Source organism: Glutamicibacter sp. FR1, assembly GCF_047300825.1.
Taxonomy (GTDB): Bacteria; Actinomycetota; Actinomycetes; order Actinomycetales; family Micrococcaceae; genus Glutamicibacter; species Glutamicibacter nicotianae.
In genome coordinates this window covers 1,262,599-1,288,073 of sequence record NZ_CP178602.1, presented here as the reverse complement: position 1 = coordinate 1,288,073, position 25,475 = coordinate 1,262,599, and the positions used below count along the sequence as shown (strand labels likewise).

The window sequence follows — 25,475 nt, the reverse complement described above, 5'->3', positions numbered from 1 at the left end:
TACTCCATGAAAACCAGATGAAAAAGACACCAATAGCACTACTGATCGCATGCCTAGCCACCGCCATCATCCCAATACCATGGTGGATACGCTTCCCGATCAGCCTGATCCTGCTGACCACAGCCATCGCCTACATCGTCACCGACAACAAGAAGGAGCGCAAACAATGACCGTCCACTATCTTTCGTTGAACGGTGTTGCGAACCACCTCGGCATTTCCCCGCACACCGCGAAGAAATATGCCGACGAAGGACGCTTACCGCTGCACGATGCCGAAGTTGGCGACCCACCCCGCAACATTCGTGGCTGGCTTCCAGAAACCATCGATACCTGGAACGCCTCACGTCCTGGGCGCGGTGGACGTCCGAAGAAAACCAGTTCATAATGCCACCGGTTGAGGTTAGACTCGTATCAAACATCACTTGGAGGAATTGTGTCGCGCTCAGCTAAGCGAATTCTAGGGAACATCTCCGTGCTAGTCGTCCTAATCGCGCTCGTGGCCGTTCTCGTCGTTTCAGCGACCAGCCCAACTCTCCTAAAGAACGATGCAAAACTAACGGCTGAAGCCAACGCCGGAACGCCAATTGTTCAAGCTATAAGCACTCCGAGTCCAACCCCTGAAGTCACGGCATATACGCAAAGCACTCCAAAGACGATGAGTGAACGAAACCAGGAGTGGGCAGACGAAAAGATACGTCAGTATCTCAGTGGGAATGGCGCTCATAGTTTCAACGCTTTCCCAGAAAGCGTCCACGGTGACACTTTACGCTGGAGCTCGCCGGTGGATGGTGAGCTTGTAATTACCGTGAAGAACGGTTGGTCTTCGGCCGACTTGGACGCCTACGCAAACTTAGTCCTCGTTACCGTCGGGCACGAATCCCCTGAGCTAACCAGCGTCACCGTCAAGACTGAAGACAGTTCAGTGACGGAAACCGAAACCGACAAGACCCCTTGGGAATAAATTTTGAAAAAAACACTTATGCTTCTCCCCGTGCTGGCCGCCCTCGCTCTCACAGGCTGCTCTGCAGGCAATCAGTCATCCGACACCACGCCGAGCGGCGCAGCAACGCCCGGCGCTACCGTATCGACAGAAATCTCCGATACCGAAGCGGCGAAAGCTGCCGCTATTGAGTCGGGGCGTCCTGAGTCGGCTTGGGATAAGAAATGTATCGCCTGGGAAACGCCCTCAGGAAATGGCGACAATCAAGATTGGGCTAATGAGCTTGGTAGCAAATGGCTCGATTCGCATAATGGCGCCGGGTGTCCAGATGCGATTGCTTGGCCTAGTTATTACGTAGAGTCTTGGGGAAGCTCTCAGGACGGTGAACTGATTTTCTATGCTGAAGACACCGAGTCAACTGAATGGGTAAGTATCGCTCAGGATGCCATGTGCAAACTGTCCGACGAAGAGAGCCTGGAAAGCGTTCGTGTGCTGACTTTGAGTGGAGAAGCTAAGGCGCACTGGGGCCGAAGTGAGATGGAGAAAACATCTGTCTGTTAAATGCGAAGAGTCCCGGTAGTCACGTAGATTGACTACCGGGATTCTTCGCTTATGAGCTACAGGTAAATCCTGCCACTCCATTTAGTGTCAGGCATTCTTATCTAGAGCACCTTGCCGCCGTATACGGCAGTCTTGTAGAACCAGGCGCCGTCGCTGTAACGATAGCCGATGCGCGACCAGTTCAGGAACTTCTGCATTGCTTGGTAGCGGCCTGCGGTCACAGGCAGTGCTGGCACTGGCGTGATCTTCGCTTCACGGGCAATAACTTTCATGGCTTCAGACCATGTTGAGCTACCAGCATCTCCATCAATTACGAACTTAGAAGCCGGGTAAAACCCGCGATCACGAATCCAATACTGCATGGCAGTTTGCGATTGCTTGCCCCAATCTCCGTCGATGACGCCCTTGTACCGCCCTACAAGTTTCAGATAGCGCTGAAACTGCTTTTTGGTTTCACGTCCAAATGCTCCATCGTTCGAGAGGATAATGCCGTCATATGTCCAGATAAGAGTACGAGCCATTTTCATGCTCACTTTCTGCCCGATTTTGGGCATTGAAAAAGCCCCGCGCCGATTGACGCGAGGCATGGGATAGCCCGCCAGAATCGTTTTTGGCGGGCTAAATCTATGAGGGGTTACTTGTCGCCGTCGTAGCGAGCAGGATCGTCCACGGTAGGCTCGTGGGGATCCGAAATCGGGTAAGCGGTCTTGGCCTTGCGGACACGCTCGTAAAGCCCCTGGCTGATCTTGCTGACATCCGAGTCAGTCATCATCACGTTCAGCTCGCGCACGCCGACCGGCTTCGAAACGTCCGTGTTGCCGGCGGCCACGAAACCGAACGCGGCGCCGATGACACCAAGCACCGCGCCACCACCTACAGCCCAGACAGGCGCGGGGGCCTGCACGGCTGCGCTGTAGGCGAGGATCGAGGACTGCGCCAGCGACAGCACGCCAAAGCCGATGTACAGCGCGTTGCGGATCTGCGCAGGAATGAGTTGAGTCCAGTTCTTCATTGGGAAATCCAATCTGTTTGTGGGTATGGAAACGCCGCCCGTGAATGGCCACGGGCGGCGGAGGAAGGGCAGAGCGACCTACTGGCCGTTCTGCTGGTTCAAATAGCGCTGGAACGCTTCGACCGTGGCCGGTCCAAACTTGCCGTCAATCAGCCACTTCGAAGCCGGGTAAAGCCCCTTCTTGCGGAGGAACTGCTGCAGGGCAAGATAGGTGTAGTAACCCGGCTTGCCGTCGATGGCACGCTTGTAATAGCCATGACCGTGGAGCCAGGTCTGCACGGCCTTCCAGGTCATTGGACCGGCCTTGCCGTCCACGATGCCGGGGTAGGTGCCAATGGCGCGCATGACGATTTGCACGGCTTCAATGGTTCGCTTGCCCATGACGCCATCCAGTGCCAAGTCTTTGTAATCGGTTGGCTGCTTGGTGTGCACTGGCTTGGAATTCGAGCCGGTAGGCTTCACGTCGCCGTAGCCCCACGCGTGGCCGGATTCGGCTGCGTTGGTGTGCTTGATAGAAACGTGAATATGATGCCGGTGCATGTTCGAACCGGTGTACTTGCGCCAGCGGGTGCCGCCCCAGATCTGGCCTTCGTAGATCACATAGGAAACGCGGGGGTCCTTGGTGACGATGGCCAGCAGTACCGCGGTGTCGATGCCGTCTTCGTCAATGTCGATAGCGCGGACCACTCCCCCATCTGCATAATCGGGGTTGTGGTCGGACACGCGGGCGTTGTGCGCGGCATCGCCGATCCAGCCATCGCTGGACTTGTCGCGATTCGGGTAAGCATCGTTGATTTCATCGCGCAGCTGCTTTAAAGATGGTGCCAAGTAATACGACACTTTGAACTCGCTTTCCGCCCAGTTTTGGGCATAGAAAAAGCCCCGGCGCGATTGCGTCAGGGCATGAAAAAACCGCCTCGCGGGCGGTCTAGTTATTCTTGGTTTTGGTTCCCCAAGTTTGGCCTAGCTGCTCAACTATGGGTTGAATTGCGTTGACCTTGTCGGAAAGCGTTGCGACCCGGTAGGCGGTTTCATCGCCTTCTTTGTCCTTGGCTTTTGAAATGGCCACATGATCTTTGAAGTCATTCGTCAATTGCTCGACGCTCGCAACGAGTTTGTCCTGGGTGGCGATCATTTTGTCTTGCTCTTCGCGCATGTTTGTGGTGTGGTCGTTCTCCACCTGGTGCCGGACTCGTTCCAACACCTTGGCTTGTCCGTCCAGCACCATGGCTTGACCGTCCAGCTTTTTCGTTTGCTCCTCCTGCCACCTTTTCAAGCCGGGTTTCTCATCGGTGCCAACCAAGGTATTCACCAACGAAACGAACTTGCTGATAAATGGAAAGATCTTGAAGCACGCCAGGATGATCAGCCAGAAGATGAAGAGAATTATGGCTACGGGTAGCAAGATCGCCGGTTGCGCTAGTTGTTCAATCCATCCAGGCATCATGCCGCCTATCAATTTTCCGTAGATTCTGCATTGGATACCTTTCATATTTGTGGAAATCATTCATCGAGCCGCCTGGTAGACGCCGGCAGATGGCCACCCTCGAACGCTTCCCAAATCCTCAGGTCCTCCTGGCCAAGCGACCACATGGCGATCCCTGCCAGGTTCCAATCGAAGTGCGCCCTGGATCTCCAATGCGTGATCGTCGTTGCATCCGTCAGGTAAACGATCGAAGCGCCGTCGCGGTCCAGGACATGGACGCGGCCGAGCCACAAGTCGTGATCCAGGATCCTCACGCGCACCGGCGTTTCAACTCCCGAATTGACCGGGATGTCTATCCAGTGGGTGTAGACCCAGTCCAAGCTGATACCCGTTTCCCGGGTCTCTGGTTCGTCCACATCAGCGTTGGGCCGGAATTGGTTCTTGTCGTTCCAGGTAACTCCCGTGCGTTCGATGCGGCCGAATATTTCGGTCTGCCCGTTGATTTCCACTTCGAGGGCTTCGCGAGGCATGTACCACCAGGCGTCGCCAAGGTAGACGTGATCAACCCAGGCTGTTCCCGTACTGCCATACTCTGTGGGCCCACCCGGTGGAGTAGTGAGCGCTTCTAGCTGCAGCGGGACCGTGGTCTCCGCATTGGAGAAGTAGACCCTGGCAGATCCGTCCCGGACGCGCAGCGCGAGCACACAGCGTCCGACCTGGGGCGCTCCCCCCACTCGCTGCGCCCCGACTTGCTTGCTGGCTAGCACGGTGCTTCCACGCATGAGCCGCAGCTGCCCGGTGTTAGTCAAGTCCGCGGTAATTCCCTGCGAAGTTATACTGAACCGGCCGGCCGTGGCGAATTGGAATCTGGCCATGGCATACAGGCGTTGGGTCCCGAAGTCGTGGTTGAACCGCAACGTTCCGTTTCCGCGGTACTGCTTGTATGATTCGGTAATCTGTGAGAACTGCCAGGCCCCCGACGGTTGGGTGTAGATCGCATTCAGCTGCTGCTGACTGGTGGCATAGTCATCGATGATGGTTGCAGCCACGGGATCGCGTTGAATCACTTCCATGGTCAGCGAGTAGCCTCGCTTCGGCGAAACAAGCTCGCCGTTAGAGGCGGTTACCGGATCTGGTCGCATCAGATATTCGGCATAGGTGGATCCGACCGAGTTATCCGCGATGCTCCACTGAGGAGTGCCGGCGGGCTGGCCGTAGCGGACCGCGTAGTTGCGGTTGGCGAAGACTCCGGAGAAGACGCCCTGGGATGCATCCCACTGCGTCGGTTCTTTCCAGTCGTAAACGTCGAGAAATCCCCAGAGCGTTTGGCTTGATTCGTCTCGGTAGCAGATCCAGCCGATGGGATGATGGGTGCCGGTATCGGACCAGGGGCGGGCGCCGGTGAAGTATTGCCACGCGCTGTAGTAGGTTCCAGAGACACCGCGTCGTGCTGCACCCCAGCTTGCCGGGTAGTTATGGATCGACCAGAAGTAAGCGTAAAGAGGCAAGCCCATGCTGATCTTGGCAGGGTCTACTTGCGATGACGCCCAGTCGTAGACATCTTCCAGCCAGAACCCGGGAGACACCGGGCCGGGCGCACTGCCTGACCAAGCGAAGTCGTACGACATGATGCTCATGTGATCCAAGATCTCGCCAAGCTGCTTGTACCGCACCCAGTTCTCGCCGCCGACGGAACCCGTTGCCGTGAGAGCCGGCAACGCTCCGGAGGCTTTCTTGCCCAGCGAATGCGCCCGGTTCGCAACGACCCGGAAAACTTCCTCCGACTCGGCCGAACGGAAGTCGCCACCAGACTCCATATCAAGATCCACCCCATACAGCCAGGGATAGGCCTCGAACATCTTGGACTGAACTTCATCGGCCAAGTGATTGCGCGCCGTGGCGCTATTGCGCAGCGCCTCGAAGATCGCAAACGGGCCGTCCACCAGATCATCCATATTCCTGAAGCATCCCCACCAGCGGATATGCGGCCACTTCTCCCGGTACACATCCAGCAGCACCGGATCAAACGACTGGGTGAGAGTCCCCTCTGCGTTGACACGCCAACCGAAAATGCTGATATCGGTTATGCGGTCCCCGTAGTTGTCCAGGGCCATGCGGATTCGTTCAGTCCAGGACAAGCCGACCCATGCCCAAACGTGTTGGCTCATTACTCCCTCTCCGTCCAGCCGAGACGCAAGTGCGCCCGGGAAGTGATGTCCGTATCCAGGTTCAAGTCCTGCCGTTCGGTGACGATTGGCACGAGCCCGTATCCATGGCTGGCGGTGTGTCGCTCGCCATCGGCGAGCGCTGGTCCGTTGAGTGTTCCGAATCGGTAGGAGCCGATGCGTACTGGGCCTTGGCCTCTGACGTGCATGGTGAGCGGTGTGGCTTTTCCGGCGTTGGATAGGGCGACGATTTTTAGGCCGGGGTTGATGACGCCGTTTCGGTATTGTTCGCGTGTTGGTGTTGTACCGGTTTCGGCGGGGTTTGGCACGACGCCGGTTGGTTGTTCGCCGGCTTGCAGTTGGATGTCTGTGATGAGCACTGCTGCGGAGAGGGGAACGTCTGTTGCGCTGATTCGGAGTTTGATGGATGCGACTGGCTTTTCAACGTAGATCGGCTGCTGTAGACGCAACATGGCCTCCTAGGCTGGTGTGCCTCGCGGGGTTACGCCAGCAACCACGAGCTCGCCTTTTCGGTCCCAGCCGCCAATTACGGCCAGGGCAGGGCTGTTGATGGTGATGCGGCCGACGTTCCGATACACCATGCAGTAAGTTGACCCCTTCGGTGTGATGATGGGGATCGGGATGTCTTGCGGTGTTCGTATTTCGTTCGGCAACCCGTCGATGAAATTGTATGAGGTTGCGTCATCGCCGATCAGCCGGATTGACCAGATCAACAGGTTTGGGAGTACTGACACCCCGCACGTTTGGGAACCGACAGACCGCCACCCGTTGACCAGCAACGGCCGCAGGTCAAACCACGGGTTGGTGTCCGGGTATGCCGTGTTCAGTGTTCCTAGCTCGGTCATTGTTGCTCCTAGCTGATGGGTCCGCGCCGGGTCACGCCGTAGACCGTGAGTTCGCCGGAACCATCCCAGCCGTTCAGCGGCAGGCGCGCCATGCTGCTGATCGAGATGATCCCCGATGAATAGGGCAGGCAGAAGCTTGCACCGTTCGGGGTGACGATTGGGATCGGCATGTTGGCAGTCAGCCCGAGCTCCTGCGCGGGTAGCCCTTCCATGAAGTTCCAGCTCGTCATTTTGTCGCCGTTGAGCCGCATGGAAAAGACCAGCGTGTTCGGTGTGACCATGACGCCGCAGAAGTTCGCGGCCAAAGCTACCCACCCGTTCGCCAGGTATGGGCGAAGGTCAAGCCACGGGTCAACATCGGGGTACGGCGACGGGATCACGCGAAGCTCAGTCATGATGCCCTCCGAACATATGTTGCTTGGCAGACGATGTTCTTGTTTGTGCCGTCCGCGATGCCGCCGCCCCAATACGGAAGGTGCAGAGTGCCGTCCGAGTGGAGCTCAAGGACTACAGCGCCAATGTCCTTTTGGAAAGCTGGCAGTGTCCAGTACCGCACAGCTGATCCCCCTGTCTCAGGCAATAGCTCGTCCGGTAGCGGTGAGGTGATTTGCCGTGCTGTTCCCCCACGCGTGTGAAGCTGAATCGTCACCTCGTTGGCAGTGACTCTAGCCAGGAAGTTGAATGACGAATTCGCGCCGAGCATGTACCAGTTGTTGATCCCATACTCATGAAGATCTAGCCACGGTTCCCGTTCAGGATAAGGCTGTGGGATGGTGTCAAGGCTCATGCTGGTTTCCTCACCCATTCGACTTTGCCGATGATCCAATCGCCTGCGACGAGCTTTCGTGGTGAAGCGGAATCGACGGCGAGCGAACCTGAAGGGCCGATCACCGCGAACACCGGCTCTCCGGACAAGGCGCAGAGGCCACGCTCAGCGCTGGCCGGGGCATCCTCCGGGGCGATTGTTCCAGTCGGCAAAAGGAGCGTCGTGGATACGGGTGAAACAGCGTCAGCCGCGAAATGCAGCGTCGCCTTGTTCGCTTCCACGTAGAGAAACGTGCGGATGCCGGGGCCACGCGCTGCTATGCCTGAAACGTACTTATCGGCTAGCGGGTCTAGGCGCGCCTTATCGGGGTACCTGACAAGACTCATGCTGCCCTCCGTGGTGCTGTGAACATGCAAGATACTTCGGACCGGTCAGATAGAACCCATCCTGCGTTGCCAGGGAGGAAGATTCGCCCGTCCGATGTTAGAAATAAGCTCTGCAACGCTATGTCCTGCGTGTTGCTCGATGCCGACAACTCGACCGGCAAGCCGACAACGAGGTTCGTTGCCGGAAACTCCGCAGTATCCGTATACGCACGGATGCCAATCGTCACCGTGTTCCGATCAATTCGCGCCCAGCACGAACCAGGATTGCGGCGACGCACCCCAGGGCCGAGCAACCCGCTAATGTCGTACAGCGGGTCAGCCTCGGGGTAAGGGGAATCAAGTATCGGGAGATTGAGCATTACCCGGCCTTCCTTGCCACGATGAACACGGCGTTGAACTCGGTCTTATCGCGCAAGCTGCCTGCTGAGGTTCGGAACCAGATTCGCCCATCGGTCATCATGAACACCTGCTGTTGAGCCACATCAGGCGTGTTCGCCATCGGACGGAACTCGGCTGGTAACCCAATGAAGATATTCCCGTCATCAGTTACCACCTGCGACGGATTCACGCGCATGTTGATCGTCACTGTGTTCTCAGTCGCCTGAGCCCAACACGCCCCGTAGCCGATTTCCTGCACACCAGGCGCAAGCAACGACCGAAGCTGATACACCGGCTTCGCATCGGGATAAGGAACCGGCATCAGCGGAAGGTTGATAGCCATTAGCCTCTTCTCCATCCGGTCAGCATGAAACCAATTTCGGTTTCATTCGCTGGATTCTGCCCGGTGCGCGTTGGGATGACGATGCGCCCAGCCGTGTCAGCTACAACCTGCGTCAGGGTGATGTTGTACGCGCCGATGCCTACTACGGCCGCGCCAACTCTTAGTTCGGGCGGTAAACCCTGCATGATGACCCATCCACCACCAGCCGAAACCGGCGCAAATCCAGCAGGAATTAGAATGCGCACAGCGTAGTTGATCGTGTTGCCGTCCACTTGGGCGGCGCAAGCTCCCGCGAAACGAGGCACGAGACCCGGCGCTAAGAATGCCTGGATATCAAACCATGGCTTATCCTCCGGGTAGCGGGTCGGCAAAGCAACGAGTTCAGTCACAATCACACCGCCTTCCGCGTGTAGGAATACTGGAACGACAAGTCTTCAACAGACCCATCGGCCAAGCTCCTGCCCGGAGTGTAGAGGCGCAGCGTTCCATCCGTGCGCAAATGCATTCCGATACTGAAGTCATGCCAGGGCGAAAACGCCTGCAGCATCTTGTTTCCCTCCGGCACGAACACCTCAGGCAAGTTCAGTGCAACAATCGAGTTCGTTCCCCGGCGTGTCCGCAAATGCAAGTGCGCCGTGTTGCCCTCGATCAGCCCGTTGAAATGAAACGACGAAGTATTCATTCCAGCTAGCCAAGACGGTTCAATGTAGGCCATCAAATCGACCCACGGCTTGTTATCCGGATACGGCTGCGCGAGCCGCGGAAGTTCAGTCACTACTGGCTCCGTTCGCTCTTCGTGCCCAGCTTCGGACGCGTGAGGCCAATACGACCAGACGCGCCCGCCGTCCTGCCAACCAGCACGAACGCCGGCCGTGCTGCCTGGGACGCTGGAAGGATGAAGTCATGCTCCACGTTGTAGGACCAGTCAGGCCACGCGGTCAGCGACAACTCGGCGTTGGATCCGGCAACCGTCGAACCGCTCATGTAGTCCACACGCGGCCTGAGCGAGGCCACCCCGGACAGATCCTGGAGCAGCACGTCAACCTTCCACCCGTATGGCCGGCTGGAGGCTTGCGTCGTTGCATCATATGGGAACCAGAAGCCGATGTCGCCGGTTCCCGGCAGCGCAGCCACATCGATCCACGAGATCCACCCGTAGTCCGGATCCCACATGGTGCTAACGAACGCATTGTTGCCCGAAGAGTCACCGCGCCACACCTGCGCCGGCGCCATGATCTTGTTCAAGTAGGCCTGCTGCTGATTGATCTGGTTCTGCAGCTCGTCAATGCGATCATTCACTTGATCACTCCCCTCCGGAGGAACAACTCCAGCGGACCAAGGCAACTCCGTGGTGTGCGGAAGCCAGCCAGAGACCGCGCCGCCAGGCTGCAGCATGAGGTCAGTGACATCAACTTCCGCACCACTCGGGAGCCCCTTCACCGTTGCCCTGAGCTTGATCAACGCAGGCTTCTTGCTGAGCCGCAGGATGCCTTGCATGGGACCTCCTAGGACAGTTCAAGATCAATGGTTTCGCTGGTGCCATCCTCATAGGTGACCACAGCTTGCACCGCGACGTTAGGAGACCACCCGGCCGGGCCCTGCGACACCAGGTTCATCGAGAACGCGTACGCGTCCCGATTATCCGGCGACACCGTCTGCTCGATCCAGCGTTCACCAGGACCGCTGAACCGCACAGCCTTATCCCCCGTTCCGTGCCCTGGCACCAGCTCCACACCGAATCGCGCCCAGTGCGCCAGATCGTTGTCGAACCTGGCATTGAGCAAGAGGTTGAACGGCACCAGGTCGAACGTTCCGGCCCCCGCGCCGGTGTCCAGGACACCGGAATCAGTGGTCTCGGATGACCCCAGTTCGCGCAGCTTCGCGGACAAGGTGATCTTGGACGACCACGGGCGGATGACATCATATTCAAGCTTGATGATCCGCTGCCGGCTGGAAATCCCCACCTCTTCATCAACGACTGTCACATAGTCGCCTGAATCGAAACGATCCAGATCTGAGTCGGTCTGGACGCTGAAATCGCTGACCGTCACCTCATAGGAGCGTTCCGGCCGGGATCTCTTCGCCAATGTCGCCTGAGCCATCGACAGCATCGTGTACGGCGAGGTCCCCGACTTGAAGTCGTAGACCGCTTCCTTGACCTCAGTCGTGAAAGAGAAGTCCTCCACGTAAGGCTTGCCGCCGTTGATCGCAGCAATGGTCAGGCCGTCGGCATTCTTCGCGTAGATCCTGGTCACCAAGCTCGTCGTGTCCACAACGCTCTTGCTGTCAGTCAGCCCCCTGCCCTGGAAGAACCCGACGCCCTGATCGCGCCCGCTGGAAGCCACCAGGGAAACCCGGCGGTTCTTGTTGTCAAACAGCAAATCTCCGCCATGGTTCTTCTGCACCTGGCGCAGCAGCTCCAACGGGTTCGTATTCTCAGTGCTCCACGTCCGCAACGACGTCACGTTCGCAATGCCCACCGTCCAGCCAGTACCGGCGAGCGCGATGGTCATGACGTCGCCGGCGGTGACTTGCTGGAAGTCGCGGGCGTCGATTTGGCCTTTGGTGGCCAGTTCGTAGAATCTGGCTTCGGCGTAGACGTCCAGGAGGATGCGTCGGCCGGCGCGGGCTTTGGTGATGCGGCGGATCCAGTAGGTTTCGGCGGCGACGGTGATGCGTCGTTCGGCTTCGAGCGTGGCGGCGTGCTTGTGGTTTGCCGGAATTTGCATCTCGAATTTGTGTTCGCCGTTGACTTCGTTGGTGACGATGGCTGAGAGGGCGTCGATGATGCCTGCTTCTGGTTCGTTGTCGTTCCAGAGGATCACTGGGGCGTGCGGGTATTTCGGTGGTGGTGTGTCCTCCCATTGGCGTGCGTTGACGGTGATGGTGAATGTTCGGGTGGTTTGGCGCCCTATTTCGTCGGTGAGCGTGATGCTGGCTTCGCCGGTTCCGACTTCGAATCCTGCTGCCAGTGTGAGGGTGCTTCCGTCGATCGTTGCCACGGCGATTTTTGGGGCGGCGATGGTCCAGGTTGGTGCGCCTTGGTTGCTGAATACCAGCGGGATGTTGACGATGCCGCCCTGTTCCAGTGTTTGGTTCGGGATGACTGCCAGGGTTGGTGCTGGTTCGGTTGGTTCTTCGACGTTGAATCCGGAGAAGGTTTGCCCGCTGGTGACGGGCACGGTCCATCGCAGCAGTCCGGTGAACGCTGTGGGGAGCTGCGCGCCGGTTTGCCAGGATGCTCCGTTGTCGCTGGACCAGTAGGGGGTTGAGCCTGCTGGCGCGCCGTCTACGACGGGCAGGGTGGCCCATGAGACGCGTTCGGCTCCGGTGGACAGTTCGCGGTCTCCGTTGGCGGTGATGCCGATTTCGGTGAGGGTGAAGTTTGTCCGGTTGGCGTTCAGTTGCCCGTCGGCCCACAGTCCGAGCGACATGGCGTCGACGAATGCGGCCAGGTCGAAGGTCGCGCCTGGGTGGGCGACGATTGCTTCATCGAATACGCCGGTGGTCCACATGGCTCCGGAGGGCAGCGCGTAGATGTCCAGGTCGGCGGTGCTTGCTGGGTTCGGGGTTCCGGTGAAGGAGCGCACGGGGCCCAACCAGGTTGCTTTGGTGGCCTGGTTGACGGAGAACAGCTGCGAGGTCTTGGCGTCCATGTCCAGCAGCTGGCCGACGAACTGCCAGTCGAGGGTCTGGACCCATGGGGTGTCTTCGGCTTGGTCGAGGATTGCGGTGCCGGAGGCGTTGTAGACCTGGTGCCGCAATCGGCCTGACGCGTAGGTGGCCAGGTAGACGAGTGGGTTGCCGCCGCGGGTGGACATGAGCGGGCTGTGCGCCATGACGTAGTTCTGGCGGGTCCAGAGCCCCACCAGCAGCTTCCCTGCGCTTGGCCACAGGCCCGCGAAGTTCGCCAGCTTGAAGCCGCCCTGGTCTGTGGCTGGATTGACCGTGTTCAAGCCCATCTGGTAGCCCCACTGGCCCTGAACGTATCCATCGTTGGCGCCGCCAACCACTCGCTGCCAATTGCGTGATGGGGTGACCGCGTCAGTATAGTTCAGCCCGGACCCCGGGGTGATGCGCTGCAGCGCCACCGGGTTCAGGCCGGGGAACGAGGTAGGGATTTCCCCAGACCATCCGAAACGGTCATCCCACATGCAGGCCTCCTAGATTCGTCGTGCGTTCGGGTACAGCCTGCGCGTTCCGGCAGGTGCTCCGGTGACGCTGACTGCGACGGCCGTGCCTTTGCGTAGCTGGGCGCGGCCGTAATGCGACATCTGGGCGAGGAGGTTTCCGACCTTCACGCCACTGCTGTTCTTTCGGTAGAACTCGAAGTCCTGGTAATTCAGCACGTTCGTAAACCCGGCCGGCGTGGCCGCCACAACCACTTGGAAAGATCCGATGGTGACTGTGGCTTGGGCGCCGGAAGGGAATTCGATCGTTGGATAGGACGCCGTATTGCCCAGAGTCAGCGTGTAACTCAATGAACTGCTGAACGGCACCACTTCGGGTGCCATTTGCTGGGCTTCTGGCGCTCCCACGGTTTCGAAGGACACATCGGCCCGCAGCACGAACCCGGTTCCGCGCTCCCACACCATGCGCCCCCATTGGATCCCGGCGGAGACCATCACCTCCGCATACTTCCAGGCGGTGTCGATCTCCACCACGAGATCCCGCGGGCCTCGCTCCGGATCCAGCAGCTCAATGAACTGGTCGCGGCGTTGGGCCACTTCCGTCGTCGTTGCGCCCTCAATGATCACGTCGAAAACGAACGTGCTGTGCGATCGGGTTGCCATGGCGAAATACCTGCCGCCGGTGGGCTTGTCTATCGTCTCCAAAGACATGCCCGCCAGCGACGGCCACTCGTTCAGAGTGGCCGTCACACCGGCCAGCGTGTCTGTCGACGTTCCTCCGTAGATGAAACTCAACTGCTCGTCACACCTTCCAGATTCTTTTTGCCCTGTGCACGGTTGGCATGATGGGCGCTAGTCCACAGCTCCTGGGCCACCAGCGTGGTGTCTTCCTCGTCGCGGACTTCCTGATGCTCAACATTCACCAATGGGCCATTGACGATCATCGTTGCCTTGTTTTCGCCCTGGCTGGTGGTGAACTCGATTGCCTTGATCGTTGCATCCCATTGGGAGGGATTGAGGATCGCTTCCGGCTTTCGAGTCTTGTTCTCGATCAGGGACAGCCCGGTGCCGAGCCAGCCACCCTCATCGTGCAGGTAGGACATGAAGTTGAACGGGTTTCCGTTCTTCCACAGTTCCGCATGCAGGTGAGGCCCGGTGCTGCGCCCGGTGTTGCCGGATCGTGCGATCACTTGGCCGGCAGAAACTTGGTCTCCCGGCTTCGCGATCCATCCGGACAGGTGCCCGTAGTAGGAGCTCATGCCATCGGCGTGGTCAACAACCATGCCGCGGCCAGTACGGCCAGCCACGATTCCCTCGCCGATCTTGCGCACCACGCCGTTGAGCATCGAATGCACTGCGGACCCAATGGCCACGGCGAAGTCGATGCCCGCGTGCGGGTACGCTCCGCGAGCGGTGCCGAATCCCGAAGTGATCGGCCCGGCCGCTGGTTTCGCGAACGATCCCAGTGGCCCGTCGAAGAACAGCGCGCCATCGCTTCCGACGGCCGCTTCGTCCTTCTTCGTGGCCCAACCGGTCAGGCCGTCCAGCATCTTGAATCCAGCTCCGCGAATCAGTTCGTTGAACCCATCGCCTGGGATCAACGCGCTGATGGAGCTCTTCAGGGGTTCGGTCACGGCCCGGACTCCGGCGGCAAGCATGCCTACCGCCCAGTCCTTCACCTTGCCGATCGTCCCCGTGACGCCGCCCCACACATCAGACCAGAATCCGCCGATTGGCATCTTCGAATTCTTCTCGTCATGCCCACCGGTCAAAGTCGGCAGCGACGCCAAAGGAGCTTGCTGCTGGCCAGCTAGCATCGTCTGCGTTTCGGTCGCCGTGTAGACGAATCCAGGCCCGGTGTTGATCAGCTCCGGGCCTTCTTCGCCAACGAGCTTCCAACCACGCTGCATCTGCCCGCCCTTGGCGAAGGCAGGCAGATCGACTTTCGGAAGATCCCAGTCCAGCCCCAGCTTGCCTGACATGGTGTTGACCATGTCCCGCAATCCGTTGTTGTAAACCGTATTGACCACGAAATCAATGGGCTTGTACGCGATCGACTTGATCGTGTCCCAGATCTTCTTGATCCCGTCAACACCGCGCTGGAAGGCAGGCTTCACATTCGTTTCAATGAAGCTTCCCAGCGCCTGGAAAATCGGCTTGATGTTGTTGTTCCAAACATCACGGATCTTCCCTGAAATGGTATTCCAGGTGTCGATGGTCCATTTCTTGATCTTGTCCCAGTTGGCGATCACGATCGCTGCGATACCGACAATGGCCGCGATAGCCCACCCGATCGGCCCCATGGCTATCAGCCATGCGGCGGCCATGCGAGCTGCCTGCAGCAGCGACTGGGCACCCATGAGCACCCAGCCGGCAACAACCTTGGCTGCCTGCATGCCCATTGCGATCGCAGCTTTCCCTGCCGGAACGATGACGCCAACACTCCATGAAATAGCCATCTTGAGTGCTTGCACCATCGACCGTGTAGCCATCAGAGCCCAGCTGCCAATGACGCGTCCAGCTTGGATACCGAACTGGACGGCACCCACGACGGCTTGCTTGATGACCGTGCCAGTCCATACGGCCGCGGTCTTGATGCCGGAAGCAACAGCGGCGGCCGACATGGCCACCCACTGGGCAACGATCTTGATCTTCGTCGCGATCATCGCGGCAACTGCCTTGGCCGCCTCGATCTTGTACAAAGCCCAAACGTAAACGGTTTGCGCCGCAGACTTGAGCGCGGCGGCGCCCATCGCGACCCATTGGCCAATCATCTTGTACGACTGGGCGACGAAGATCGCGGCAGTCTTGATCGCTTCCGCTTTAACCAGCAGGAACGCGGCAACGTTCTTGGCGCCGGCGATAGTTGCCTGGATGCCCCAACGGACCAGCATCGGGACCATCAGCGCACCAATGACACCTGCAGCGATCGTTACCGCCGTGCTGTTGTCCTGGATCCAGCCCGTAGCGCCCTGCAGAACAGGGCCAAGGGTCTGGCCGATACCATCTGCAGTTGTGCCCACCCAACCGCTGAATGCTTCCAGCGCAGGTAGAGCGGTGCTGTTGATGAATTTGAAAGCGTTGGTAAGCACCGGCAAGAAGGCGGTGCCGATGGATTCCTTCAGATTCGCCCAGGTAGTCAAAGCCACCTGGCGCTGATGCTCGAAGGTTCCTTCCTCGCGCATGAAGTTGCCCTGGGCATCCGCGGACTGCGCATAGAGCGCCGACTGGACAGCCAGCGCTTTCGACGTCGCGTCCATCTGCGGAACTTTGCCAGCGGTCGCTTTCTCATAAGCATTCTCAGCGGAAGTCAAAGCCAGCTGGGCGCGTTTCGCCTCGTCCGAGTCCTTGCCGTGCTTCTTGATGACCTCGTTGTACTTGCTCTGAGCCAAGGTCATCTTGGTTGCGGCAGTTTCTACCTTTTCGGAATCCACGACTGGCTTGATGATGTTCTTCGACAGCGCTTCGGCTTCCAGGGCCGCGGCGCTCAACGTGATGCCATAGCGCTCGATGGGATCCATTTCGCCCTTGAGGGCTGACGAGATCGCTTCGATTGCTTCCTTGGTGGTGCCACCGAACATGGACGCCATATCCGCGCCCATGCCGATCAGCCCATTGGATTTGTCAGCAATCGCATCCATGGGCGTGCCCATGTTCTTCAGCTGGGATCCCAGCAGCGTGCCGAACTCCCGGTACTCATTCGAGGACAGACCGACGGTCTCAGAGGCCGTCTTGGCCCAGTCGTGCATCTGCTGCGCGTTTTCCTTGAACACCGTGTCGATGGCACCGATCGACTGTTCCGCCTGGCCAGCGAGGTTCACCATGTCGCCGACGCCGCGAACCATGGCATCAACGGAGAAGTACGTGGCTACACCGGCGAGCGCGCCCTTGAAGGCTTGGCTGAATCCGCCGCCGGCACGCCGTCCGCCGCCTTCTGCTTTTTCTTGTGCAGCGTCGGTGGCGGTCTTCATGCCGCGGGAGAGTTCGGCTTTGAGGCGTTGGCCTACGCCCTTCCAGCCTTTGGCGTAGGTGGTCGAGGCTGTCGAGGAGGTCTTGGTTGCGTCTTTGAGAGCCTTCTCGGATTGGTCCAGTTCGGTCTGCAGGCGGTTCTGTGCATCGGCGGCCGCCTTGGTTTCCATCTCGAGTTTTTGCTCTGCGGTGGCCAGTCGGTCCACTGCGGAGAGTGCTTGGGAGGATTTGGTGCCGAATTTCTCGGTGGTCTCGTTGACCTTGGCCTGCGCGATTTCTACTTTGCGCTTGGCGGCTTCTTGCTTTCGTGCCGATGCTTCGGCCTGAGCGGCGAGGCGCTTCTCTGCGACTTCTACTGCCGCGGCGAACTTCTCGACGTCGGGCTTGTTCTGTTCGAAGCCTTTCGAGATGGCTTTGCCCATGGCGATGCCGGTCTTGGAAGCGTCGGATTCGGCGCCCTTGAAGATTCCGCCGATCTGCTTTCCGAGCTGGGAGGATTCGGCAGCGAGAGTCAGATATCCGACGCCTAATTCGACAGCAGCCACGCGGACCTCCTGGCGGTTAAATGGGGAGAGGGCACTAACCTGTTGGCTAGTGCCCTCTTCGTTGTTGTCAGTCCCAACGAAGCATCTTGCGCAACGTGCCGAGCGGTGATGGCTTGACTTTGAGGACTTCTTTTTCTTTCGTTGTATCCCAGGGCCTGAGTGTTGGCTTGGGAAGTTGGCTCTTCTTGACGTTTGGCCGCTGGCTGATGATCGTTGCGATCACGCCTAGTGAGTCGAAGATGCCAACGATGTGGTCCACTACGGGGTGGTACCACCACCAGTCCTTGCCGTTGATCGCCTTGTTGATCGGCGAATCGAAGGGCTGGTTGGACATGAGCGCGTAGCAGTCGGACCAGGTGAACTGCATGGTGGCGACGTCGCGCCACCGTAGCCCGTGTGCGATCAGTGTCGCTTCGAACGCTGCTGGGTATTTCTTGTGCAGTTCAACCAGTTCGATTATTTTGGGACGCTGGCCAGCTGTCCGCTCTCCCATGCCGTGATGAAGTCAATCAGCTCTTCACGGTCGAGGTCCCGGTAGGCTTCGATCGCTTCGGGGTCTGCGCCCGCGTCTTCGAGCCACTTGGAGACTTTCTGGACTTCGCCAGTGTTCAGCGCTTCGACGACGCGCAGCGGCGCCATATCGAGTTTGGGGAATTCGAATTCCGCGTCGAAGATTTCGAACTCGAATTTGACGAATTCGTATCGCTTGGCGATCTTGCGTTCAAACTTGCGCTTCTTTGATTCGGGCATGTCAGCTCCTATTGTTTTGCGGGATTTGTGGGGTGTTGCCTGCCGGCTAGTTGCCGGTGAGGTCTTGGTGGATTTGCTCGCCGAGTTCATCGACGAACTGGTGCAGCCGTGCGATGAACTGGGCCCGGTCCACGTTGATGGGGACCGAGACTCCGGTTTCGCTGCGGACGACTTTGCCTCCGGCGACTGGGACGGCGATTGATCCGATGTGCTGGATATCGCCGGCTTCTACTCCGGCATAGAGATTGATTTCGATTTCGCCCAGCAATGTGGACATTGTCAGCTCCTAGGGAGAGGCGTCAGCTCCGAAAAGTGGTGATCCTGCGCCCGGCGGAGCTGACTACTGGGCCGGGCGCAGGAAGCTTGGGTTAGGCGGCGAGCATCGGGGTTCCGATCAGGGAAACCGCCTTGACGCCCTGTGCGTCAGGGAATGCTTCGACGCTCACTTCGTAGCGGATGACGTCCGAGTGCACGAACACTGCATCGCCGGAGGTGGTGATCTGTCCGTCCTTGATCAGTTCTCGCAGGCTGGTTTCGTCATCGCGCATGTCCAGGCAGAAGGCCTTGCGTGGCGGGATCTTCGCGGTCTGCTTGATCTCGATCTTTCCCCGGACGGTGGAAGTCGGTGCCGTGATGATGACGTTCTCTTCGCCGTGGATCAGCTTCAGCACATCACCATTGGCGGACTCGAGGAACTGCCAGGTGTAGGTGATGGAGTGCTCGGTACGGACGATCTTTACGGCGTCGCCGCCCCAAGCACGGATCTTCTCATCCGATGCATCGGTAGTTCGGGTGACGCCGTCTTCACCGATGTATCCGCCCCGGATCCACGCGGGATCGAGTGCAGTGTCGGCATCGTCTGGGAACGCAACGGACTGATCGGCGAAGCACAGGCCACCTGTTGCGGTGAGCGGTGCGCCAGTCATGATGGCAGAGATTGCCATGGTGGCCTCCTAAAGGCTGTTAAATTCGAATGGAGCTGCTTTGAATAGCAGCTCCACGGTGAAGAAGAAGCCCGGCGTGCCACTGGCATCTTCCGGACGGTAGGTTGGTCTGGTCAGCGTCGTGAGGAATCGGACGCCGTTTTCTTGCGTGTGCCAAGCGCGGATCAGGCCATGCAGTTTCCGTGCCACCTCGCTGGCTCGTTCCGAGTCCTCGTGGTACACGTCCAGGGTGATCCGGGCCTGGTCCAGCACCACGTCTTTCTCACCTGGCCCGCCGGTGTCGGTCACGGTGACCAGCAACGGCCCCCACGTCCATTTCGGCGGAATATCCAGGTGGGGGCCGGCCGATGCTGGCACCCACTGGGAAAGGTAAGAAATCGCTCTGGCGATCGGGTCTTGGAAAAGAAGTATCTCCGGCATCAACCCCGCCCCGCGTCCAGTGCTCTGATCAGCGAATGATGCTTCTGGTTATGTGCCCTCGCGGCTCCAGTGGCCATGATCGACACAGCGCCACGGGGATCTTCGAGCACCAGCTCGGTCACCTTGTAGCCCTTGCTTTCACCGCCTGCAGCTTCGGCGATCTTCTCGGCCCTGCGTTTCAAGTCGGCACGTACCTCCGGCGACTTGCGGATCCGCTCAAGTGCGTCCTTATTCCACTTGATGCCTCTGCGTGCCATTAGCCAGCCACCTCCTTGAGCCGCACTTCCGAGCCGGGCGCCCACCCGTTGAAGGGGTTCACCCATTCACCGGACACTGCGCCGTCGACCTGGCAACGGACCCCGCGCACTGTCACCTCGTCCAAAGGACTAATGCCAGCGCCTGGTGACAGGTAGATACTGAACCGCGTGGTTATTTGCTCGCGGCCGCCATCCGACGGCTCAGCGACCTGGTAAGGAGCCACCGCAACACGCTGCACCGTTTCGTCAGTGAAAGTCTTGGTGACCTTGCCATGCGCATTTCTCTGCTCACCGGTATGCCGGTGCACGGTGATCTGCTCGCCGAACGGAAACCTCATCGATATCACCTCGGAACGATGTTGAAGAACTCGCCGCCGTCGCCTCGTGGCTGAGGCTCCAGCAGCTCCTTATCGGACTTGCCCAGGTACAAAGCGCCATCCGTATTCCGGAACGTCGCAGACTGGGAGAACGGCCCCGCGGTAAAGCTCATCTGCGTGGCGTTCTCCGGCACATCCTCCGGAGTATCCAAAGCTCGGCGCACCATACGGCACACCACGTAGGTCACTACGTCCCTGTCCAGCTCTCCGCTGGCAATGCGCTGGTCGATGTCCGGGTACTTGGCCCGGATCACCAGCGACGCCTCAATGAGTTTCTGCTCAGCTTCTGGCACGTCCTCCGCAGGGAGGGCCGGCCAATGCTTTTTCAGATCCTCGATCGTTGCAAACGGTTCAGCCACAATCCGGCCTTACTCTTCTTCCTTCACCGGGTTGTCTCCGGTAAAGGAAAGCTCGGCATTGCTCCCGTCGGAACCCGACTCCTCGTCGTCCTCGTCGACCTCCTCGGCGCCCTCCGGGTCGTTCTCCGACCCGTCGTCCTCGGTCTTCTTCGGTTCCGGTTTCTGCTCTGCCTTTTTGCCCTGTTGGGCTGGACGCGGGGCGGCCTTACCACCGAATGGCTTGTCCAGAACGTGGTTGCCAACGTGGTTTTTCACCCAGGCAGGCGCTACGTCGCCGGGAGCGAAGGAGCAGAGCTTTCCGGATTCATCGTGCAAATGCACGTGCGCAAGAAACTTCGGCATGATTCTCCTATTCAAATAAGCGATGGCCAGCCCCGTATCGGGACTGGCCATCGGTACTTGGCAGCAGGTTCTAGAGAACCTTGCCGGCCAGAGTGAGGTTGGTGTTCGGAGCGATCGGCAGCATGATCGCGCTGGCCTTGGTCCACTGGGCCACCGGGTCGTTGTCCGAGTAGGAACCTACGACGAGACCCGGGCGGATTTCCTCGGTCAGGTTGTAGGACGGGTCCAACGCCTCGGCAGTGATGCCCCAGGTGGTTTCACCGATCTTGGTGCCGGCCGGAGGCAGGAACAAGACCTTGGTCGGGTCCAAGATGTCCACTGCAGCACCGTCCGCGCCCTGTACCTGCGCTTCGTAGACCTCCACGCGGGGAAGCCCGAAGCTGGACAGAAGCGCCTGGATCGCGTCGATGGTCACGATCTGGGTGGTGGAACCGGCTGGCAGGGACAGCGAGCGGATCTGCTCGTTGCGCATCAAGACGGAAACGATCTGCTGGGCCACCAGCATGACGCCCGGCTTCACGCCGTTGGTAGCGCGGTAGACCTCGACCCACGCGAGCAGGTCGTCAATTGGAGTCGAGCCAGCCACGTTCCACAGGGTCGCAGCGGTTGGGCTGTGCGTGGCTTTGCGTCCGAAGTCCGCTTCGATGCCCAAGCCGTTTTCGGCGATGGTCACCTTGCCGGTCATCAGCAGCTCACCGCGGCCGACCTCGGCACGAGCCAGGATCTTCTTGGCCTGGTTGACGCCGTCATCAAGGATCGAATTCTTGATGCCCTCAACCGAGTTGCGCAGCTTCAAGCGGTCGTACTCACCCAAGCGGATCTTCTCGGAAATCGGAGGGAGCGCACCGGAGACGCTGGTCAGTCCGTCCCGCTTCCCGATTGGCGATTCCGCATCGAAGCTGCGGAACTGGGCTACCTGCGACAGCCCGTTGCCTCCGGTCTGTGCACGGAAGTCGATGTCATCGACCGGGTTGTCCGGCAGGTACTGCGTGAGTCCGAACGTGTTCTGAGGCAGGTCGGCCAGGGCTTCGCGGACGTATCCGGTCAGCTCCTGCGGGGCGACATACTTGTCGTCAAGTTGTAGAGCCATTTGAAATGGTCCTTTCTAAGCGAAGATGATTCGGCCAGCGGCAGTTGCCTGCACGGCCGGGTCGAGGGCTACGGGCAGGTTGGCCACCTTAACGCGACCGTGCTCGTACAGGGCCGCACCGATTGGCGTAGCGCTGGACTCCGGTGCGCGAACGGTAGTGAACAGGAACCCTGCAAGCTCCGGGGTCGGAGCCGGGTCGACGCCCGGGCCGGTGTGCAGGCCGTACTTGCCGTTGCCCAGGTCCATGAGCGGCAGGCCCGACTTGAGGTAGCCATCCGGGTAGTGGGTTGCCTTGGTGAAGGTCGTCATGTCCAGGGTGATGGTCTGGGCGGCGTTCGTGCCGTGTGCCGACCCCAACCAGGACTGGTCTTCATTACCGACCGAAGTGCGCTTGATGCTGATATCCACGGGGTTCTCCTAATCTTTCTTGTGTCGCGATTTGTACAGCTCCTGGCCAGCCTGGAAGCTCTTCGAATCCGAATCGCCCTTGCCGGTCCCGGAGCCTGGAACGGGGACGCCACCGGGCTTGTCGCCCTGTCCGTCACCCTCGTTGTCGTTCTTGGGAGCACCAGCCACCAGCTCGGCAATCAATGCCGCACTGGCTTCCAGTTCCTCCTTCGTGTCGCCCTTGACCAGAGCCTGGTACTTCGCAGGCACTGGGTTTTCGGCGAGCGCTTGGAGTCGGAGATTGTCCTTGCGGAGCTGTTCGAGTTCGGCGTCTCGTTCCTTGGCGTTTTTCGCTTCGCGTTCGGCTTCGGTGAGTTTCGCGTCCTCGGCTGCCTTGGTTTTGGCTTGTTCGGCCTTGAGCAGCTTGTCGAGTTCGTCGGCTCGTTTGCGTTCTGCTTCCAGGGCCTTTTTGCCGGGCTCTTGAAGCTGCTCGTCCTTGTTGCCTTCTGGCGGGGTTCCGGGTTGGACGCCCTGTTCGCCGGTGTTGCCGCCGTCGTTGGTTCCGGCGCCGGTTCCGGTGTTGCCTTCGAGGAATCGTGCTCCCTGCATGCCCATCGCGGTCATGTAGTAGGGCAGCGGTTCGCAGAAGGCTGCTGGGGTGCGCTTTCGCATGGTGGTGCTCCTTTGTTGGTTGGTGTCACATCGCGTGACGTGTAGCCGGTCAGGCATCGCGCCTGGCTGGCTCAGTGGTGTTCGTGCACTCCGTCGGTGAGGATGTCCGGATACATGCGGCGCAGGGCCGCGGTGATCTGGTCTGTTGACGGGAATCTGTCGCCGACTGATTGACGGGCCTGGGTGTATGCCACGTAGGCTCCCTGGTGGTCGAATTCCGAGTCGGGCACGTCGTCTGCGCTGCGGACCAGGACCGGTTCGCAGTCGCATTCTCCGTGGTATTTGTCGCTGTCGCCTTCTGCTGGCCGCAGTGCGCTTTCCTGGCTGTTGTAGAGCCAGGCTGCTGACCGGCTGGCGAGCATCAGGCAGAATGCGCAGGTCGTGGTGCCTGAGGGTTGCCGCATCCAGCCGACTTTGTCGCGGTTGGCGTTGATCTGGATGGTGTCCCGGCCGGGTTGCCGGGTCCATTTCCCCAGGGCTGAGGTCAGCTTGTTCAGGGTGGAGAACGGGTCGTCTTGGAACAGCCCCGCAGCTGCCCATCGGACCTTTCTTTCCACTTGCTCCGGGCTGGTTCGTGAACCGATGACTTCCGGTGTGGATCCGGGCATCATGGTTCGGTACCATTCGGCGGATACTTGGCCGGCTAGCGGCCCGTATTTGTCGATGAGCAGCGGGAGTATCTCGATCATCGAGTCCCTGACCTGTTCTGGCCTTTGCAGGTTCAGCGCCAGGAATACGCCTTCGAGCTCTTCGGTAACGAGGGCTGCGAGTTCCTGGTTGGCTTGGCGCAGCCGGGCTGCGTCTTCGTTGCTGACCATTACGCCTCGTCACTGCGGATCGCCGCTGGTACGTCTGGCGTGAACTCAAGCCCTTCCAGGCCGGCGCTCTTGGCCGCTGATTCGGCGGTGACTCCAGCTTGACGGAGGGAACCGAGCATCTCTGCGCGCAGCTTCTGCTCTTCGAGCGGATGGAGCACCTTGCCGGCGCTGGCACCCTGGACTGGGCGGGCCGCACTGGACTCCAGTACCTGTTGCAGCATGCTCTTCGAATCCTTCGAATCCAGGTACTGCCGCGCCTGCGCGATCTCCTCGGAGTCCAAGCCGAAGCGCTCCAACGCGAGATCAGAGCCAGCAAGCTCTTGGAACGCGTTCACGAACTTCGATCCAGCGTCTGCCTGCGCGCCCGGGGTGGGTGTCGCCGGGTTCGCATACTTCGGACGGATCTTGGCCATGTCCTTTCCGATCGCAACCATCTCTTCATCCGTTGCTGCCAGGGACATCAGATTCATTGCCGCGTCCTTGGAGCTGTAGGAGAACTCGTCGGTTTGCTTCACACAGACGGCGATCAGGCCATCTTCCGCGGCGCGTAACGCGTCCGCGCTGGATGGATTGTCCTGGACGACGCCGAGTTGGCCCAACGGGATATCGGTGTCGGCGTGGAAGTTCATTGCGATGGACTTCAGCAGTTCCGAGTGCGGCTGGAAACTGGCCTGCGACAGCTGCTGGAATTCTGGCTTCCGCATGTCGCCGGTTTCCTTGTCGCGGTAGGCCGGCACGCCCCAGATCGCTCCGATGGCTCGCAGCGGGTCGATCCGTTTGCCGCTCTTGTCGTAGAACGCGTTCTTGTGAGCGTCGAGCAGGACGCCGCGGGGCGAGCTGTAGAACTCGGCGTTGACTTCCTGGCGGAGGATTGTGCGCACGGCTCTGTCGATGTGCCCCATGACGGCACGGTTGATGCGTGCTGAGCCGAAGGGGCGGCGAAGTTCCGGGCGCCACACTTTGCGCGTGCAGCGCACGCGGTTCGTTCCGGTCGGATATTCCTCGGAAACGACCCACCGGTTGCCTACGCGATTCAAATCCAAGGTATTGCCCGGCAGGTACAGCAGGTGCCGGTTGCGGTCCACGATTTCCAGGGCGGCCATGACTCGACTGGTTCGTGGATCCACTCGGGCGGAGGCCTGGGTGGAGTCCTTCACGCTGATGATCTGCTCTGGTTCTCCCGCGCTGGTGTCGCCCGGGGTGAAGAACATGAAGCTGCAGGAAGTCTGCGCCGCTGAATGCTGGGCCAATGCCTCCGCCCGGCGGAACAGAGCCGATTCGTCGAGGGCCTTGAGCGCTTCCAGGGTGGCGTTGCCCTTGGGGCCGGTGAAGCCCGTTCGGCGGATACGGTCCGATGGGACGTTGACAGCTTTCGCAGCCCACCCGATCACCGACTCCAGATCCTTCATGTCATCAGGGATCGAGAAGCCAATAAAATCCAGGCGGTGCTTCATGTCGTAGTAGTCCAGCTTCAGCTTGTTTCGCCGATACTTTTCCTGGACCAGCGCCCGAAGCTCGCTGTGTTCCTTGAGCTCATCGTCAGTCAGTGAACGAACCACGAGCGCCTCCTTC

Annotated in this window: 35 protein-coding genes; 4 read left to right on the top strand and 31 right to left on the bottom strand. The window is 59.6% G+C overall.

The window, feature by feature from the left end:
• Nucleotides 1–17 precede the first annotated feature (17 nt).
• From ACLQ8T_RS06330 to ACLQ8T_RS06315, 4 genes are all read left to right on the top strand, one after another.
• Nucleotides 18–170 carry a hypothetical protein gene (locus tag ACLQ8T_RS06330; protein WP_413456093.1) on the top strand — a complete coding sequence of 51 codons (153 nt, stop codon included), beginning with the start codon at nucleotides 18–20 and terminating at the stop codon, nucleotides 168–170.
• Complete coding sequence (locus tag ACLQ8T_RS06325; RefSeq protein WP_413456092.1) at nucleotides 167–385, top strand: transcriptional regulator; 219 nt, start codon at nucleotides 167–169, stop codon at nucleotides 383–385. The genes ACLQ8T_RS06330 and ACLQ8T_RS06325 overlap by 4 nt, the downstream gene beginning before the upstream one ends.
• Nucleotides 386–655: 270 nt before the next feature.
• Nucleotides 656–961: a hypothetical protein gene (locus ACLQ8T_RS06320; RefSeq protein ID WP_413456091.1), complete on the top strand. Its 306-nt coding sequence runs from the start codon at nucleotides 656–658 to the stop codon at nucleotides 959–961.
• Nucleotides 962–964: 3 nt separating this feature from the next.
• Nucleotides 965–1,501, top strand: coding sequence for a hypothetical protein (locus ACLQ8T_RS06315; protein ID WP_413456090.1), 537 nt, complete (start codon nucleotides 965–967; stop codon nucleotides 1,499–1,501).
• A 101-nt stretch (nucleotides 1,502–1,602) separates the two neighbouring features.
• Here the strand turns inward: ACLQ8T_RS06315 and ACLQ8T_RS06310 are convergent, their stop codons facing one another.
• The 31 genes from ACLQ8T_RS06310 to ACLQ8T_RS06160 form a co-directional block, all read right to left on the bottom strand.
• Nucleotides 1,603–2,088, bottom strand: coding sequence for a hypothetical protein (locus tag ACLQ8T_RS06310; protein ID WP_413456089.1), 486 nt, complete (start codon nucleotides 2,086–2,088; stop codon nucleotides 1,603–1,605).
• Nucleotides 2,089–2,135: 47 nt separating this feature from the next.
• Entirely contained in the window at nucleotides 2,136–2,513 is a 378-nt protein-coding gene (locus ACLQ8T_RS06305; RefSeq protein WP_413456088.1) for a hypothetical protein, read from the bottom strand.
• Between the two features lie 78 nt (nucleotides 2,514–2,591).
• Nucleotides 2,592–3,341 carry a peptidoglycan-binding domain-containing protein gene (locus ACLQ8T_RS06300; RefSeq protein ID WP_413456087.1) on the bottom strand — a complete coding sequence of 250 codons (750 nt, stop codon included), beginning with the start codon at nucleotides 3,339–3,341 and terminating at the stop codon, nucleotides 2,592–2,594.
• 100 nt (nucleotides 3,342–3,441) lie between these two features.
• Nucleotides 3,442–4,020: a hypothetical protein gene (locus ACLQ8T_RS06295; protein ID WP_413456086.1), complete on the bottom strand. Its 579-nt coding sequence runs from the start codon at nucleotides 4,018–4,020 to the stop codon at nucleotides 3,442–3,444.
• Complete coding sequence (locus tag ACLQ8T_RS06290) at nucleotides 4,017–6,107, bottom strand: glycosyl hydrolase family 18 protein (protein ID WP_413456085.1); 2,091 nt, start codon at nucleotides 6,105–6,107, stop codon at nucleotides 4,017–4,019. The genes ACLQ8T_RS06295 and ACLQ8T_RS06290 overlap by 4 nt, the downstream gene beginning before the upstream one ends.
• Entirely contained in the window at nucleotides 6,107–6,577 is a 471-nt protein-coding gene (locus tag ACLQ8T_RS06285) for a hypothetical protein (protein WP_413456084.1), read from the bottom strand. The genes ACLQ8T_RS06290 and ACLQ8T_RS06285 overlap by 1 nt, the downstream gene beginning before the upstream one ends.
• Nucleotides 6,578–6,583: 6 nt before the next feature.
• Nucleotides 6,584–6,970, bottom strand: a complete 387-nt coding sequence (locus ACLQ8T_RS06280) for a hypothetical protein (RefSeq protein ID WP_413456083.1) — start codon at nucleotides 6,968–6,970, stop codon at nucleotides 6,584–6,586.
• 8 nt (nucleotides 6,971–6,978) lie between these two features.
• Nucleotides 6,979–7,365, bottom strand: coding sequence for a hypothetical protein (locus tag ACLQ8T_RS06275; RefSeq protein ID WP_413456082.1), 387 nt, complete (start codon nucleotides 7,363–7,365; stop codon nucleotides 6,979–6,981).
• A complete protein-coding gene (locus tag ACLQ8T_RS06270) occupies nucleotides 7,362–7,757 on the bottom strand; it encodes a hypothetical protein (RefSeq protein WP_413456081.1) in 396 nt (131 codons plus the stop codon). The genes ACLQ8T_RS06275 and ACLQ8T_RS06270 overlap by 4 nt, the downstream gene beginning before the upstream one ends.
• Nucleotides 7,754–8,122, bottom strand: coding sequence for a hypothetical protein (locus ACLQ8T_RS06265; RefSeq protein WP_413456080.1), 369 nt, complete (start codon nucleotides 8,120–8,122; stop codon nucleotides 7,754–7,756). The genes ACLQ8T_RS06270 and ACLQ8T_RS06265 overlap by 4 nt, the downstream gene beginning before the upstream one ends.
• A gap of 358 nt (nucleotides 8,123–8,480) precedes the next feature.
• Nucleotides 8,481–8,843, bottom strand: a complete 363-nt coding sequence (locus ACLQ8T_RS06260) for a hypothetical protein (RefSeq protein ID WP_413456079.1) — start codon at nucleotides 8,841–8,843, stop codon at nucleotides 8,481–8,483.
• The gene (locus ACLQ8T_RS06255) at nucleotides 8,843–9,232 is read right to left on the bottom strand and encodes a hypothetical protein (protein ID WP_413456078.1); all 390 of its coding nucleotides are present in this window, start codon (nucleotides 9,230–9,232) and stop codon (nucleotides 8,843–8,845) included. Before ACLQ8T_RS06255 ends, ACLQ8T_RS06260 begins: the two co-directional genes overlap by 1 nt.
• A 2-nt stretch (nucleotides 9,233–9,234) precedes the next feature.
• Entirely contained in the window at nucleotides 9,235–9,618 is a 384-nt protein-coding gene (locus tag ACLQ8T_RS06250) for a hypothetical protein (protein ID WP_413456077.1), read from the bottom strand.
• Entirely contained in the window at nucleotides 9,618–10,340 is a 723-nt protein-coding gene (locus ACLQ8T_RS06245; RefSeq protein WP_413456076.1) for a hypothetical protein, read from the bottom strand. The genes ACLQ8T_RS06250 and ACLQ8T_RS06245 overlap by 1 nt, the downstream gene beginning before the upstream one ends.
• Before the next feature lie 8 nt (nucleotides 10,341–10,348).
• Nucleotides 10,349–12,997: a phage tail spike protein gene (locus ACLQ8T_RS06240; protein WP_413456075.1), complete on the bottom strand. Its 2,649-nt coding sequence runs from the start codon at nucleotides 12,995–12,997 to the stop codon at nucleotides 10,349–10,351.
• 9 nt (nucleotides 12,998–13,006) lie between these two features.
• The gene (locus ACLQ8T_RS06235; RefSeq protein ID WP_413456074.1) at nucleotides 13,007–13,768 is read right to left on the bottom strand and encodes a hypothetical protein; all 762 of its coding nucleotides are present in this window, start codon (nucleotides 13,766–13,768) and stop codon (nucleotides 13,007–13,009) included.
• A complete protein-coding gene (locus ACLQ8T_RS06230) occupies nucleotides 13,765–17,487 on the bottom strand; it encodes a peptidoglycan DD-metalloendopeptidase family protein (protein ID WP_413456073.1) in 3,723 nt (1,240 codons plus the stop codon). Before ACLQ8T_RS06230 ends, ACLQ8T_RS06235 begins: the two co-directional genes overlap by 4 nt.
• Before the next feature lie 67 nt (nucleotides 17,488–17,554).
• Entirely contained in the window at nucleotides 17,555–17,980 is a 426-nt protein-coding gene (locus ACLQ8T_RS06225) for a hypothetical protein (RefSeq protein WP_413456072.1), read from the bottom strand.
• A complete protein-coding gene (locus ACLQ8T_RS06220) occupies nucleotides 17,944–18,237 on the bottom strand; it encodes a hypothetical protein (protein WP_413456071.1) in 294 nt (97 codons plus the stop codon). Before ACLQ8T_RS06220 ends, ACLQ8T_RS06225 begins: the two co-directional genes overlap by 37 nt.
• Before the next feature lie 46 nt (nucleotides 18,238–18,283).
• A complete protein-coding gene (locus tag ACLQ8T_RS06215; protein ID WP_413456070.1) occupies nucleotides 18,284–18,514 on the bottom strand; it encodes a hypothetical protein in 231 nt (76 codons plus the stop codon).
• Between the two features lie 91 nt (nucleotides 18,515–18,605).
• Entirely contained in the window at nucleotides 18,606–19,181 is a 576-nt protein-coding gene (locus ACLQ8T_RS06210) for a hypothetical protein (protein ID WP_413456069.1), read from the bottom strand.
• Nucleotides 19,182–19,190: 9 nt separating this feature from the next.
• Entirely contained in the window at nucleotides 19,191–19,601 is a 411-nt protein-coding gene (locus tag ACLQ8T_RS06205) for a hypothetical protein (RefSeq protein ID WP_413456068.1), read from the bottom strand.
• Nucleotides 19,601–19,858 (bottom strand): hypothetical protein, encoded by a 258-nt coding sequence (locus tag ACLQ8T_RS06200; protein ID WP_413456067.1) that lies wholly within the window; start codon nucleotides 19,856–19,858, stop codon nucleotides 19,601–19,603. The genes ACLQ8T_RS06205 and ACLQ8T_RS06200 overlap by 1 nt, the downstream gene beginning before the upstream one ends.
• Nucleotides 19,858–20,196, bottom strand: a complete 339-nt coding sequence (locus ACLQ8T_RS06195; protein WP_413456066.1) for a hypothetical protein — start codon at nucleotides 20,194–20,196, stop codon at nucleotides 19,858–19,860. Before ACLQ8T_RS06195 ends, ACLQ8T_RS06200 begins: the two co-directional genes overlap by 1 nt.
• 5 nt (nucleotides 20,197–20,201) lie before the next feature.
• On the bottom strand, nucleotides 20,202–20,594 hold the full coding sequence (locus ACLQ8T_RS06190; protein ID WP_413456065.1) for a Gp19/Gp15/Gp42 family protein: 393 nt from the start codon (nucleotides 20,592–20,594) through the stop codon (nucleotides 20,202–20,204).
• 9 nt (nucleotides 20,595–20,603) lie between these two features.
• Nucleotides 20,604–20,936: a hypothetical protein gene (locus tag ACLQ8T_RS06185; protein ID WP_413456064.1), complete on the bottom strand. Its 333-nt coding sequence runs from the start codon at nucleotides 20,934–20,936 to the stop codon at nucleotides 20,604–20,606.
• 70 nt (nucleotides 20,937–21,006) lie between these two features.
• Nucleotides 21,007–22,026, bottom strand: a complete 1,020-nt coding sequence (locus tag ACLQ8T_RS06180) for a major capsid protein (protein ID WP_413456063.1) — start codon at nucleotides 22,024–22,026, stop codon at nucleotides 21,007–21,009.
• Between the two features lie 15 nt (nucleotides 22,027–22,041).
• Nucleotides 22,042–22,434, bottom strand: coding sequence for a head decoration protein (locus tag ACLQ8T_RS06175; protein WP_413456062.1), 393 nt, complete (start codon nucleotides 22,432–22,434; stop codon nucleotides 22,042–22,044).
• A gap of 9 nt (nucleotides 22,435–22,443) precedes the next feature.
• Nucleotides 22,444–23,085, bottom strand: a complete 642-nt coding sequence (locus tag ACLQ8T_RS06170) for a cell envelope integrity protein TolA (RefSeq protein ID WP_413456061.1) — start codon at nucleotides 23,083–23,085, stop codon at nucleotides 22,444–22,446.
• A gap of 71 nt (nucleotides 23,086–23,156) precedes the next feature.
• The gene (locus tag ACLQ8T_RS06165) at nucleotides 23,157–23,903 is read right to left on the bottom strand and encodes a hypothetical protein (protein WP_413456060.1); all 747 of its coding nucleotides are present in this window, start codon (nucleotides 23,901–23,903) and stop codon (nucleotides 23,157–23,159) included.
• Nucleotides 23,903–25,462: a hypothetical protein gene (locus tag ACLQ8T_RS06160; RefSeq protein WP_413456059.1), complete on the bottom strand. Its 1,560-nt coding sequence runs from the start codon at nucleotides 25,460–25,462 to the stop codon at nucleotides 23,903–23,905. The genes ACLQ8T_RS06165 and ACLQ8T_RS06160 overlap by 1 nt, the downstream gene beginning before the upstream one ends.
• Nucleotides 25,463–25,475 lie beyond the last annotated feature (13 nt).

What these genes read in the sequence shown, in the direction of transcription:
- ACLQ8T_RS06310 (WP_413456089.1), bottom strand. Translation starts at nt 2,088, where the DNA reads ATGCCTCGCGTCAATCGGCGCGGGGCTTTTTCAATGCCCAAAATCGGG.
- ACLQ8T_RS06240 (WP_413456075.1), bottom strand. Translation starts at nt 12,997, where the DNA reads ATGTGGGATGACCGTTTCGGATGGTCTGGGGAAATCCCTACCTCGTTC.
- ACLQ8T_RS06330 (WP_413456093.1), top strand. Translation starts at nt 18, where the DNA reads ATGAAAAAGACACCAATAGCACTACTGATCGCATGCCTAGCCACCGCC.
- ACLQ8T_RS06200 (WP_413456067.1), bottom strand. Translation starts at nt 19,858, where the DNA reads ATGGCACGCAGAGGCATCAAGTGGAATAAGGACGCACTTGAGCGGATC.
- ACLQ8T_RS06185 (WP_413456064.1), bottom strand. Translation starts at nt 20,936, where the DNA reads ATGCCGAAGTTTCTTGCGCACGTGCATTTGCACGATGAATCCGGAAAG.
- ACLQ8T_RS06270 (WP_413456081.1), bottom strand. Translation starts at nt 7,757, where the DNA reads ATGAGCCTTGACACCATCCCACAGCCTTATCCTGAACGGGAACCGTGG.
- ACLQ8T_RS06195 (WP_413456066.1), bottom strand. Translation starts at nt 20,196, where the DNA reads ATGAGGTTTCCGTTCGGCGAGCAGATCACCGTGCACCGGCATACCGGT.
- ACLQ8T_RS06290 (WP_413456085.1), bottom strand. Translation starts at nt 6,107, where the DNA reads ATGAGCCAACACGTTTGGGCATGGGTCGGCTTGTCCTGGACTGAACGA.
- ACLQ8T_RS06205 (WP_413456068.1), bottom strand. Translation starts at nt 19,601, where the DNA reads ATGCCGGAGATACTTCTTTTCCAAGACCCGATCGCCAGAGCGATTTCT.
- ACLQ8T_RS06260 (WP_413456079.1), bottom strand. Translation starts at nt 8,843, where the DNA reads ATGGCTATCAACCTTCCGCTGATGCCGGTTCCTTATCCCGATGCGAAG.
- ACLQ8T_RS06220 (WP_413456071.1), bottom strand. Translation starts at nt 18,237, where the DNA reads ATGCCCGAATCAAAGAAGCGCAAGTTTGAACGCAAGATCGCCAAGCGA.
- ACLQ8T_RS06325 (WP_413456092.1), top strand. Translation starts at nt 167, where the DNA reads ATGACCGTCCACTATCTTTCGTTGAACGGTGTTGCGAACCACCTCGGC.
- ACLQ8T_RS06265 (WP_413456080.1), bottom strand. Translation starts at nt 8,122, where the DNA reads ATGAGTCTTGTCAGGTACCCCGATAAGGCGCGCCTAGACCCGCTAGCC.
- ACLQ8T_RS06295 (WP_413456086.1), bottom strand. Translation starts at nt 4,020, where the DNA reads ATGATTTCCACAAATATGAAAGGTATCCAATGCAGAATCTACGGAAAA.
- ACLQ8T_RS06320 (WP_413456091.1), top strand. Translation starts at nt 656, where the DNA reads ATGAGTGAACGAAACCAGGAGTGGGCAGACGAAAAGATACGTCAGTAT.
- ACLQ8T_RS06180 (WP_413456063.1), bottom strand. Translation starts at nt 22,026, where the DNA reads ATGGCTCTACAACTTGACGACAAGTATGTCGCCCCGCAGGAGCTGACC.
- ACLQ8T_RS06280 (WP_413456083.1), bottom strand. Translation starts at nt 6,970, where the DNA reads ATGACCGAGCTAGGAACACTGAACACGGCATACCCGGACACCAACCCG.
- ACLQ8T_RS06305 (WP_413456088.1), bottom strand. Translation starts at nt 2,513, where the DNA reads ATGAAGAACTGGACTCAACTCATTCCTGCGCAGATCCGCAACGCGCTG.
- ACLQ8T_RS06165 (WP_413456060.1), bottom strand. Translation starts at nt 23,903, where the DNA reads ATGGTCAGCAACGAAGACGCAGCCCGGCTGCGCCAAGCCAACCAGGAA.
- ACLQ8T_RS06225 (WP_413456072.1), bottom strand. Translation starts at nt 17,980, where the DNA reads ATGGGAGAGCGGACAGCTGGCCAGCGTCCCAAAATAATCGAACTGGTT.
- ACLQ8T_RS06285 (WP_413456084.1), bottom strand. Translation starts at nt 6,577, where the DNA reads ATGTTGCGTCTACAGCAGCCGATCTACGTTGAAAAGCCAGTCGCATCC.
- ACLQ8T_RS06215 (WP_413456070.1), bottom strand. Translation starts at nt 18,514, where the DNA reads ATGTCCACATTGCTGGGCGAAATCGAAATCAATCTCTATGCCGGAGTA.
- ACLQ8T_RS06170 (WP_413456061.1), bottom strand. Translation starts at nt 23,085, where the DNA reads ATGCGAAAGCGCACCCCAGCAGCCTTCTGCGAACCGCTGCCCTACTAC.
- ACLQ8T_RS06210 (WP_413456069.1), bottom strand. Translation starts at nt 19,181, where the DNA reads ATGGCAATCTCTGCCATCATGACTGGCGCACCGCTCACCGCAACAGGT.
- ACLQ8T_RS06245 (WP_413456076.1), bottom strand. Translation starts at nt 10,340, where the DNA reads ATGCAAGGCATCCTGCGGCTCAGCAAGAAGCCTGCGTTGATCAAGCTC.
- ACLQ8T_RS06275 (WP_413456082.1), bottom strand. Translation starts at nt 7,365, where the DNA reads ATGACTGAGCTTCGCGTGATCCCGTCGCCGTACCCCGATGTTGACCCG.